Source organism: Providencia sp. PROV261 (assembly GCF_028477945.1).
GTDB lineage: Bacteria > Pseudomonadota > Gammaproteobacteria > Enterobacterales > Enterobacteriaceae > Providencia > Providencia stuartii.
Genome location: NZ_JAMPMC010000002.1, coordinates 92,820 through 103,237, shown reverse-complemented (window position 1 = coordinate 103,237; position 10,418 = coordinate 92,820). Strand labels below are relative to the sequence as shown.

Below are 10,418 nucleotides of genomic sequence, written 5' to 3'. Positions count from 1 at the left end.
CCATCGAGTCATTAAACAGTGTTATCCGTCATGCGATTAAGAAACGTAAGGTCTTCCCCAGCGATGACTCTGTACGGAAAGTGATTGATTTAGCGATTGAATCGGCCTCTAAAAAATGGAGTATGCTAATTCAAAACTGGAAACAGGCAATGAGTCGTTTTATTATTGAGTTCGGTGACCGCCTAAACGACCACATTTAATAAAAGGCAAATACACCGAATTATTTACAGGGTCCCCTTTGTTGATAAATTAACGTCGAGTATTAAGATAAGGACAACCTAATAAAACCTTATATTTTTTAATCTAGCCTCACCCATCAATCTTAACAATTCTTAACGTTTTTCTGATGACAAAACCCTAACACATCCTAACGCTTTAAGCTGAGGAATACAGAGGCTAGTTACTAGCAAAATGTATAGATTGAACTTTGTATTCTAATCAAGTGTAGAAAATAAATATCAGTTGGATTAATTGATTTTATTTTAACTATTGAAAATTATGTTATATGCTTAATGGCTAATAAACGATCAATACACAAGGAGTTTGTGATGTTTACTTATTCAATAATCGAATTACCAGAACGCACCATAGCAGGAATTTCAATTGAAACAGATATGCGAAAAGCAATGGACGATTGCCCTACTTTATGGCAAAAATTTTTTACGTTATTTTTAAGTCAACAAAAGGAAAGTAAAACTGATTTAGAAGTAGAAAGTTTTGGTGTATCAAGGATGCTGGGTGAGGATAGATTTATTTATGAGGCGGCTGTAGAAGTAGCTGATGGAATGGTTACCGATGGGTTAATTAAATCTGTTTTACCAAAAACATTATATTTACAAACAACGGTTCCCAACCTTTCAAAACTAGCCGATGCTTATCAAGATATTTATGGCCGCTGGGCAAATGAACAAAATGAATACGCACTAAATTACATGGAAGCAAGCCTAGAGGTTTATCCTGTCAATTTTTGTGAGAAAGAATACTTTACCTTACTAGTGCCTATTTTAAAAAAATAGGAGTATTAATAAGTTATTCACATTAAGCGAGTGGGTTCGTCAAGCCGCTCGCCCTATTAACGGTAAGCAAATTAAAATAGAAGATTGATACTGAAATTAACTTCCCCCACAATATCCTTGTGACGCTTCCACGCTGAATAAATATCCTTATCCCACGCTTTGCCGCCTTTAGTCTGGTAGCCAGCCTCATTAATTCGTTCAGCGATAATGCGCCCGTTATCTATTCCCTCTGGTAGCACCAAATTAACCACAGAAACGACAGCAGACTCATTATAGGTATACAGTGGAATATCTGCCTTACCCGCAATTAAAGACGCTACAGACGATTCTAGGCGTCCCACCAGCGATAACATACGAGCGTCAGGATTACTGTCTGGGTGGTTTAACTTCTCTTTGATAGCTGAGACTATCCACGCTGTTTTATCGCTGCCAGAGTTCGATACAGCATCATTAAACAGGGCTTGCAGTTCAGCAGGTATACGAAAAGGCAATAAGATTAGATTTACTCATGATAATAGTCCGTTATTAGCTCAGTGAGTGCTTATTATATCAGCGTATAACAGTGTTATACAGATTAGAAAATGTAAAATTGCTGGTGGGTTTAACGAATAACTCTATAACTTAAAGTTAGGGTAACTTACTGTAAAACAAGCAAAGCGTATTATTGCGCCTTGTAACTAACTGAATGCATGGCAAAGCTCAAACTTGAGCGCAGTCTAATTTTATCAATAGAATCAATCGGCTCATTTTTGAGCCTGTATTTATCAATAGAAACAATGCCCTCAAAATTGAGGAGGGTTAACGATTGTGATTATGGCCATAGTCGGAAAGGGTGACAGTTGAAATGCTACCCTTGATACTAAGGACGGCTTGAAATGAAGCTCTCATATCAAAACCACAAATTAGTGCCTTTAGCCAAAATAGCTAAATATTAGCCAGTACAGCTAACCACTCAAAAAAACACGGTGTAGTTATTTTGATATCAAAAAGAATCGCGGTAATAACGTACCGAAATGGTACTGGAATAAACCACGGTGGTACTATGGTGTTGCTATAGTGATTGTAAGGTATCCACCAAAAAGGCTATATTTTACTGGATACTCCATCCGCTGAATGTTGACAATTGTTGACATCAGAACCAGACAAAACCAGACATGAGAACATATTAATTGTTGTGGTCGCAAACCTGACAAAACCTGACATCATGTCAAACAAATTTATAAGCCCCGTCCAAAATCAAATAGGTACGCAGTAGGTATGTGTTTAATTCTCGCATTTCGCTATAATCAAATAAAATCATGATGTTGTGTAAAAGTACGCAGAATGGTACGCAGCAAAACAAGGGTAATAAGTTTGGACTAGTCTTGACGGATATAACTTGGTTGCCACTGTAAAACATAACCCATTGATTTACCCGAGGCCATCACTTTGGGTTCGCCTTGAGATAGCGTATTTTAACCTGTGAGCGTGGTTGCCATTTTGACGGTTGCCACTCTGGTTGCCAGCAAAACAGCATGTTTTATGCTAGTGGATTGATAGGCTTTGATTGTTCCAATTCGGCACAATCAAGGTATAGCGATAATCACAACACCTTTGAGGTATAGCTATGTTACAACGTGAAGCAATAGAAGCCGTTATGATGGAGTTAGCCCACCAGCAAGGTCAATCACTCAATGGACGTGATAGGTTAGCCATTAGAACAGGTGTAGCGCAGACAATACAGGCTAAAGAACGTCACAGACGGAGAATGACAGCGCCAACCTACCAATGGACTAAGCCAGCACCAAAACGTTGATGCGAAGATAATCGCAATGGTCAAATATTAAGCGAAGCACTAAAAAGTGCGACGGTATACAGGCTATAGGTTGCCTTGAAATCAAGGGCACTTAAGGCGATTGAATAGGACTCCTTGATATTAAGGAGTCATGAGGCTCTGAAATCGGAGTCTCGTCACTGGCTGGCAATATTCTAATAATGGCCATGAGATAAAAGTAACCACAGGACAAATTTGTCCTCTGGGAATTAATCCCACAATGCAAATAAGCACTCTGAATAAAAATCAATAAGTTACCGTGACGCAAATATGCGTTACCGATTAAATCAATGGGTTATCTACTCTGAACATGAATAACCAAAGCTAAAATAACGGTCCTATTACGGTCCGTATAATGCGATTGAATGGCAAGATTACGGCAAGGTTAAACGGGGATGTTACGGGGAGGATTAAGCCGATAACGGTGAGATTACGGTAAGGTTTCCACAATGGTTTCCAGTGAAAACGCACTTTAGCAAATGGAAGCTAACACTAAGGTTACGCTAAGGTTTCAGGTGGTCAGTTGTATTTTGATTCCGTCGATTTAACGGAATTAAGCATAATCAATAGCTTATAGATACATACGGGATTATCCCGTATCATCATGGATAAATTAACGTTTAGATCACCCCTAGAAATTGGAATTATTACCTAATATTCCAGAGTTCCATTAGCATTTTATTTTAACCGATGGCTTGTATTGTGATGGTATCAAGATGAACAAACCAGAAATGAGAAAAGCAAAACCAATCAGGATCACCACATCAGGAACGGTAATAAAAGCCCCTGAGAGAGTTAAAACAGCCACAGGTAAAGTTATGGCCACTATGACTATTCAGGCTGAGAGTGACAAGCGTAGCCCGTACCCATTAAAGATAGTGGCATTCGATATTAACGCGCTGGAGATAATGACCTGCCAGAAAGGAAACAAAGTAACTGCTACAGGTCGTTATGAATGGTTTAATGGTTATCAGCTAACAGGGGCGCAGCTAGTTACAGGTTAGTAAAAGTTAGTATCAACAAACCGATTTGAAGTCGGGAAATCTAAAGAGGATATTTCACCTCTTTAAACTAACCCACAATTAGTTACCTACCGCTAACTGACCCTTTTTAAGATGACCAGTTAACTAGCACAAGATAACAAATGTGATTCGAAATTATTTTGTTGAAAATGGCGTGATTATATAATCATTAAACCAACCTCACTATTTGATAGATGGATGGTATCGTGATGTTGGTACACATATTCGTTAAGTTTATTTTGTGCTTTATTTTTATCTGTATCGCTAGATTCTGTATAAAAACCGACACACCAAAAAGAGCGGCTTACATTAGCAGATTGTCTTATGGATAATACCTTAGATACATCGTTTTCCATTTTTGATAGTAGTGAACAAGCATTTTTAGCGCATTTTAATTCGATGAAAATATATGAATTTTTTTACACCGTTTTTTCCTAAACTTTAGGTCAATAAACATATTAATATTAGTTTTATTCTTTCGTCTATCGCAAGGGTATCTAACTTCTCGTTCTATTTCTTTTATTGATTCGTGATGAGACATATAGAATTCCAGTTCTAGCTGAAGCCATTTTTCCCAGTCACTTATCTTATTGGTACAAATCATATTTAATCGATTCTTGATATGTTCTTGTTCAATGAACATATGAATCAAGGCTTTTACAGTATTAAAATCAGCCCGTTCCATGGAAACCCTCAATGTAGTACAACATAAAAACAACGTGCAGGTTAAACTGAGTTATCCGAATTGTGGAGTATTATTTTTATGTACTGAATAATGCCATTTCAATCTGGATAGTTTCGGCAAAAGAAAAAACTGAGTGTGAAATGTTTTTCGGTAGCTATCGTTCCGTTTGAAACGGAGTCGTGAAAAGACGGGCAGGGTTATTTCTGGTTGGTGTTTCATTATCTGCAATAAAGTTTTCATTGATGATATTTATGCAATGATGTTATTGGAAAGAGTAGGGCTAACATTGATATTAAAAATCACCTCAAAACAGGCATGACAAAAATATCAGGGGGTATATTTGGGGGTATCTGTAAAGTTAGAATTTAAATAATTATTTATTATCAATGTATTGGATGCTATGTATGGTTCTCTCCTCCCCCAATCACGTCTATTAAAGTCTCCTAACCTCAGTTAAATCAAGCGTTCCAGCGAAATCTCACTCTACCGAAGTCTACTAACGTCTTTCTAAATCTCTACAATAATTTGTTGCATAGTTTTTTATATAGAATTCCCTCTACAATATTAGTGATTTATGAAGCTAACAGATATGCTAATCAAGTGTGCTTACACGCCGACCTCATATTGTGCCGCTATCAGAGCAGGTGATTGATTTGCTGAAACAGACACATCCCATCAGTGGCAGTTATCAATATATATTCCCTAGTCGCACTGATTATAGAAAGCACATACCAGATATGGCACTGAATACGATGATTAGGCGCATGGGCTATAGTGGGCGAGCCACAGGCCACGGCTTCAGGCACACAATGAGCACCATCCTACATGAACAAGGTTATAACACTGCATGGATTGAGACACAGCTAGCACACGTTAATAAACTCTATTCGTGGAACGTATAATCATGCTCAGTATATTGATGGGCGTAGAGTGCTAGGGCTACTTTGCCAACATCGCCTTCATCCAAGAGTCAATCTGAGATGGCGGTATATGAATACCTGCTTGGGGATCTGACAGGACTCCATCAGTTAGCTTTACAAGGCAGTATGCGGATATTACAGCTGCTATCAATTCAAGCGGTCGGTTACCAACTGAGAATAAAATACAGAAATCAGCTGTAGGTATATTAATTTCTTTTTTATGATCATCATCCATAAACCATGAGCCGTATTCAAAGCCGGTAATCTCGTTATCTAATTGATAAGGAAGAAAACCAGAAAAGGTGAGTAAGTCAAAATCAGTATCCATAATCAGTGATTTATTAACCTTGGCTATTTCCGCCTGCCACTCGAAAGGTGATGGGAGTGACTTAGAAGAGAGGTAAACGTTAAAATCTTGAGACATAGATATTACCCTAGCTAGCATGTTTTTCATTTTAGCCTACTAAATACTATTAATTGAGAAAAGGCTTTTAATAGGAAAATTATTTTTAATAACCATAAGCAAACACGGTGTGGTTATTTTGATATCAAAAAGACTCATAGTAATAACGTACCAAAATGGTACTGTGATAAACCACGGTGGTACTATTGATTGGGCTATATAAAACCTAATGCTTGCCATTGACCAAAATTAGATTGGATTGATTAATATCTTTGTTATCACTAGTGTTTTATGAGTATGCAGTAGGTACATCTTCGGTTTCAAATTAAAGCAAGTTATACAGCATTTACTATGATGGTATGAAGGTGAGTAAATCAAAAATGAGAAAAGCGAAATCAACCAGAATCACCACATCAGGAACGGTAATAAAATCCCCTGAGAGAGTTAAAACAGCTACAGGTAAAGTTATGGCCACAATGACTATTCAGGCTGAGAGTGACAAGCGTAGTCCGTACTTTCATAACCATGTTGGTTGGCTTTAATAAAGGCATATTTAAGTCGGATTGACTTGCAAAGTACAACGCGGCTTTTTTAATGTATCCTGCTTTTTAGTGACTCTTTGTAACTCTTTTTTAAGTCGCAGAATGTCATCACTTTCAATAGATATAATTTGATATTGCGAAGAGTCTGGCTTATTTTTTAATCCATGCGTAAAGACTATGTGTCCACTCCCTACTAATTGAGACACACCCATTTAGAATTTTCTAGTTGCTGACAATTTGCGTTTCAGTAAAACGAACGTTTTCATAACGGCTTCTGTAATTTTTGGGCAGAAACTCTAATTATAGCTATCTTATTTTAGGGGAAGTGGACAGTTGAGATATCGTTTTTTTTAAAAGTAATAACTAAAAAATGCCAGACGCGTTACTTAAAAAAATCATGAACAGTATCATTCCATTCGTGTCCTAAAATGGACCATTTATGATTTGTTGGTGGCGGAAAACCACTACGACAATACCCATTTTTAGTCTCAAAATTAAATATACCATGTGGGTAATTATTAATTAACAGAACGCACTTAAGACTATCTTCTGACCAGCCAATTTTGACATCAGATGGAATGTTTCTATCTGAAATATCCTCTACATTGTAAATATGGAGGGCGTCCTGAATTGGGTTGCCTTCAGCAGATTCATCTAGCGCATAGAAGTATCCTGTTTCTCCATCATCTTCAAATACAGCTGCAAATGTACCTTCAGGGGCCAAGCTTTCGATTACTTTTTCCTGCCCCACGATAATTTGCTCTTGAGCTGTAACTAGTATTGTCATATGCGGTTCCTTAATTTATGCACCTGTAAAGTAAAAAAACTGTCAAAACTCAGTATAGAAAAAGCTCTTCATATGTAAAAATATTTATCTTACAATCCTACATATGTATAAATGCGCTAGTCTTAGTGGTGGCAGTTTTTGTTAGGGATTCATTTTATTATAATCGCTCAAATCTATTAATACCTGAATTTAATTGGTAATGAGTGGAAATGCCTATGGCTGTTTCTCCATTAGTGCAAAACGTTATCGACGGTTTACTTGGACGATAATTGTGATGTGCTTGATTAAATACTAATTATTTTTGTACCAATCATCGTGGCTTGCCCTCCAACTCTAACACGACGAATCGCCTGTGCTTGTCTATCAATCGTCACTTGGATCATCGAAGAACAGCCCATTGCTCGCCCTTGCTCTAACAGAAAGTGAGTTTCATTAGGTAAAACATGATTGACCAAATAGCACCCTAGCGCGCCGCTGGCACTGCCAGTTGCCGATTCTTCATCTATGCCATATAGAGGGGCAAAATTTCGGCAGTGGGCCGTGATGGGGGCATGGTGGCTCAGCTCAAAGACATGGAAACCGATAGTACCGAATTCACGACTTAAGTTTGCGATAGCGTCATGATCGGGGTGCAGAATATCTAATTGGCCAGCCTGCACGGGAATGATGATATCAGGCAAACCTGTTGAAATGATTTCAATGGGAAAGCCAGTTCCTGTAATAGCCTCGGGTCGTATACCGATGGCAGCGGCGATATCTTCAACATCAGGCCCATGCCGCGTGATAGGTAAAGCTTGATCCATAACGATACTGTCAGGACTGACGGTTACGTTTAGAATACCAGCTTTGGTTTTTTGTGTATAAGAGCCTGGTGTAAGCAAATTAAGTGAGGCTAGAGTGAAAAAAACGGCTAGTGTTGCATGCCCGCAAAAATCGACTTCCCCTTCCGATGTGAAAAAATCCACTTCAAAATCCGTCTCCTCGCCAGTATAGACAAATGCAGTCTCGGAAAAACCAACTTGACGTGCGATAGCTATTTTTTGTGCAATGCTTAGGTTTGGGGGATTGAGAACCACCCCAGCAGGATTACCGCCAGAATTATTCTGGGTAAATGAGTTCACAAGGTATACCTTGACGCCGTGCTCAACCGAGTATGTTGCCTCGTTTTGCATTAACTGCTCCTGTGTAATAAATAGGTTCTATACGTTTTGTGTATCGTTAATAGGTTGGATATCTTCAATGTGAGGTTGGGCATGGTCGCTTTTGTGTCGTGCCTAAAACATAAAATAGATTACATAGACGTTGCGGTAGCTCGGAAAAGTACCAATATTTTCAAAGCAACCTCTGCCCCAATATACCCAGATATTTTTCAATGCCACAGACAGCTAAATGCTTTCTCTGACCATCAAGCCTTTTATTCTTGTGACAGAAACCCTTTCTATCATCTTTTTAGGAAGAAAGCTTGTAAAAACTAAAATGCTCGGACTTGTGCAGCTAAAGTAACATATAAAGCATCTCGATTTATGGGAGAGGTGCAATATTAGCTAGTACAACGAACATTTAACTCAATATCAGCGTCACTCACCTCTTTCATCATATTGTTTGTCGGTATATTAATTAACATAAATGGAATTTTGCTATGAAAGAGTGGGGTAAAATCATCGATTAACTGCAATATTAAGAATAACTAGGTGGTAAAAGATAATCGCATTTTACTGTTACTCGACAATAACTTGTTGGTCATTATTAATAAATGTAACATTCGGTATGTAAAATATTTTATTATTCTGTCCATATAGGTATTTAGTTAAATGAGAAAATTATCAGTCTTATGTGTTTGTATGGTTGCCTTATCGGGATGCGCAGTTACGGAATATAACTATACCCCTTCTTCACATAAGGTGAGCGAGCCAAAAATAGGAACTGTAAACACGATAAGTATTGGGCAACCCTTAGTAAGGGATGGAGTAATTAGTGAGATTGATGGGATCAAAGTACTCGATTCAACTCAGATAGATTTAGCCTATAAAGTGACGCCAGGAACCTTTAAAAAGGTAGGGGAAAGCGATAAAGGTGATTTTTATATGCCTACGAATACGAATGATTCTGGTAGTGTGGTCGTTGAAGTTATTGGGCAACCATGGACTTCATTATTAGTAAAAAAAGAGAGTCATGAGCTATGTGTCGTCACCGAATTTAATGTCTTTATCTGTAGCGATAAGGCTAAATTTGATAAGGTGAAATTAAGTAATCCTGCAGGAAATTCCTTTGAAGAAGCATTAATTTTCAATGGGAAAAATGGTGACTCTGTAAATATAGGCTATAGGCAAATAGGTTCTAATATTGAAAACCAAGGCTTTAATAATGATATCCAGTATGATTTAAAGAAAAGTAATATTATTTCATACAAAGGCGCAAAAATTAAAGTGCTTGATAGCTCAGAACAATCAATAACATATGAAGTATTAAGTCATTTTTAGCGTCAAGTTATTTTCGTCAAACAGCCCGTACAACGGGCTTATTGGCATATATCTTCTTTAATGCTGTCTCAATGAAAGGCTACTTGCTAAATCATAGAACTTGTCATAATTTTTGATAGATTAAAACTAGGGGGATCGATATGAAAAAAGTGATAGACAAATTATTCGTGGTCGCTACATTTTTGATTGTTGCTTTATCCTTTATTTTTGCTAACGGTCTACCGTTTGATCCTACTGAAAAAAGCGAGCAAAAATAATTTTCAGAGAGTTTAACAAAAGGTCACTATAGTGAAGTGGCCTTATAAATCTACCACATGGGCTTCTGTTATAGGTCATGACTTGAAGTTTACAACAACAAATAGCCGTCACTTGTAGAGTATATTCATATCTTCGTGTTATCTCATATACGTATCTTATAGATGATGTAAGTTTGGTGTTTTTAAACGTAATCTGATAATGACCTATGGGGCAGAGGAATAAAATCTTTCCTAGCGACTTTTTTAAACATATTAAATGAATGCCAGTCAGTAGGTTATCTAATTGATTTTATACTCCTTTGGTCAAATAACGATAATTAAAATGTTATAGGAATGTACTGGCTCAATATGAAAGTTATCATTTATTGAAGCTAGATTATGAAAAAATTACAGCCCACTAATGAAAGGAAGTTATGAAATACGAAATGGTGACAGTAAGTTAAATATCATGTATTCTTGTCTAAAATTTTTAGTAAGCTGATAAGGATATTAA

Annotated in this window: 7 protein-coding genes and 4 pseudogenes; 6 read left to right on the top strand and 5 right to left on the bottom strand. The window is 37.3% G+C overall.

The window, feature by feature from the left end:
* Window positions 1–200, top strand: a pseudogene (locus PR675_RS00495) (IS256 family transposase); the annotation flags it as partial.
* Window positions 201–548: 348 nt separating this feature from the next.
* Window positions 549–1,016 carry a GyrI-like domain-containing protein gene (locus tag PR675_RS00490; RefSeq protein WP_060560708.1) on the top strand — a complete coding sequence of 156 codons (468 nt, stop codon included), beginning with the start codon at window positions 549–551 and terminating at the stop codon, window positions 1,014–1,016.
* 71 nt (window positions 1,017–1,087) lie between these two features.
* On the opposite strand, the pseudogene PR675_RS00485 reads toward PR675_RS00490, so the two are convergent.
* Window positions 1,088–1,526 (bottom strand): annotated as a pseudogene (locus tag PR675_RS00485) (hypothetical protein).
* Between the two features lie 1,096 nt (window positions 1,527–2,622).
* On the opposite strand from PR675_RS00485, the gene PR675_RS00480 reads away from it, so the two are divergent.
* The 3 genes and pseudogenes from PR675_RS00480 to PR675_RS00470 all read left to right on the top strand — a co-directional run.
* The gene (locus PR675_RS00480) at window positions 2,623–2,811 is read left to right on the top strand and encodes a hypothetical protein (RefSeq protein ID WP_036960459.1); all 189 of its coding nucleotides are present in this window, start codon (window positions 2,623–2,625) and stop codon (window positions 2,809–2,811) included.
* Between the two features lie 734 nt (window positions 2,812–3,545).
* Complete coding sequence (locus tag PR675_RS00475; protein WP_272582645.1) at window positions 3,546–3,833, top strand: hypothetical protein; 288 nt, start codon at window positions 3,546–3,548, stop codon at window positions 3,831–3,833.
* Window positions 3,834–5,147: 1,314 nt separating this feature from the next.
* A pseudogene (locus tag PR675_RS00470) lies at window positions 5,148–5,550 on the top strand (tyrosine-type recombinase/integrase); the annotation flags it as partial.
* On the opposite strand, the gene PR675_RS00465 reads toward PR675_RS00470, so the two are convergent.
* The 4 genes and pseudogenes from PR675_RS00465 to PR675_RS00455 all read right to left on the bottom strand — a co-directional run bounded on the left by PR675_RS00465 (window position 5,476) and on the right by PR675_RS00455 (window position 8,360).
* Entirely contained in the window at window positions 5,476–5,880 is a 405-nt protein-coding gene (locus PR675_RS00465) for a hypothetical protein (protein ID WP_014657971.1), read from the bottom strand. The pseudogene PR675_RS00470 and the gene PR675_RS00465 sit on opposite strands and share 75 nt — an antisense overlap.
* 504 nt (window positions 5,881–6,384) lie before the next feature.
* Window positions 6,385–6,584 (bottom strand): annotated as a pseudogene (locus PR675_RS20945) (IS3 family transposase); the annotation flags it as partial.
* 199 nt (window positions 6,585–6,783) lie between these two features.
* Window positions 6,784–7,188 carry a DUF2251 domain-containing protein gene (locus tag PR675_RS00460; RefSeq protein ID WP_004918269.1) on the bottom strand — a complete coding sequence of 135 codons (405 nt, stop codon included), beginning with the start codon at window positions 7,186–7,188 and terminating at the stop codon, window positions 6,784–6,786.
* A gap of 284 nt (window positions 7,189–7,472) precedes the next feature.
* Window positions 7,473–8,360, bottom strand: coding sequence for a PhzF family phenazine biosynthesis protein (locus PR675_RS00455; protein WP_060560711.1), 888 nt, complete (start codon window positions 8,358–8,360; stop codon window positions 7,473–7,475).
* A gap of 639 nt (window positions 8,361–8,999) precedes the next feature.
* On the opposite strand from PR675_RS00455, the gene PR675_RS00450 reads away from it, so the two are divergent.
* Window positions 9,000–9,668, top strand: a complete 669-nt coding sequence (locus tag PR675_RS00450; protein WP_014657981.1) for a hypothetical protein — start codon at window positions 9,000–9,002, stop codon at window positions 9,666–9,668.
* Window positions 9,669–10,418: the final 750 nt, after the last annotated feature.

What these genes read in the sequence shown, in the direction of transcription:
- PR675_RS00490 (WP_060560708.1), top strand. Translation starts at nt 549, where the DNA reads ATGTTTACTTATTCAATAATCGAATTACCAGAACGCACCATAGCAGGA.
- PR675_RS00480 (WP_036960459.1), top strand. Translation starts at nt 2,623, where the DNA reads ATGTTACAACGTGAAGCAATAGAAGCCGTTATGATGGAGTTAGCCCAC.
- PR675_RS00475 (WP_272582645.1), top strand. Translation starts at nt 3,546, where the DNA reads ATGAACAAACCAGAAATGAGAAAAGCAAAACCAATCAGGATCACCACA.
- PR675_RS00465 (WP_014657971.1), bottom strand. Translation starts at nt 5,880, where the DNA reads ATGTCTCAAGATTTTAACGTTTACCTCTCTTCTAAGTCACTCCCATCA.
- PR675_RS00460 (WP_004918269.1), bottom strand. Translation starts at nt 7,188, where the DNA reads ATGACAATACTAGTTACAGCTCAAGAGCAAATTATCGTGGGGCAGGAA.
- PR675_RS00455 (WP_060560711.1), bottom strand. Translation starts at nt 8,360, where the DNA reads ATGCAAAACGAGGCAACATACTCGGTTGAGCACGGCGTCAAGGTATAC.
- PR675_RS00450 (WP_014657981.1), top strand. Translation starts at nt 9,000, where the DNA reads ATGAGAAAATTATCAGTCTTATGTGTTTGTATGGTTGCCTTATCGGGA.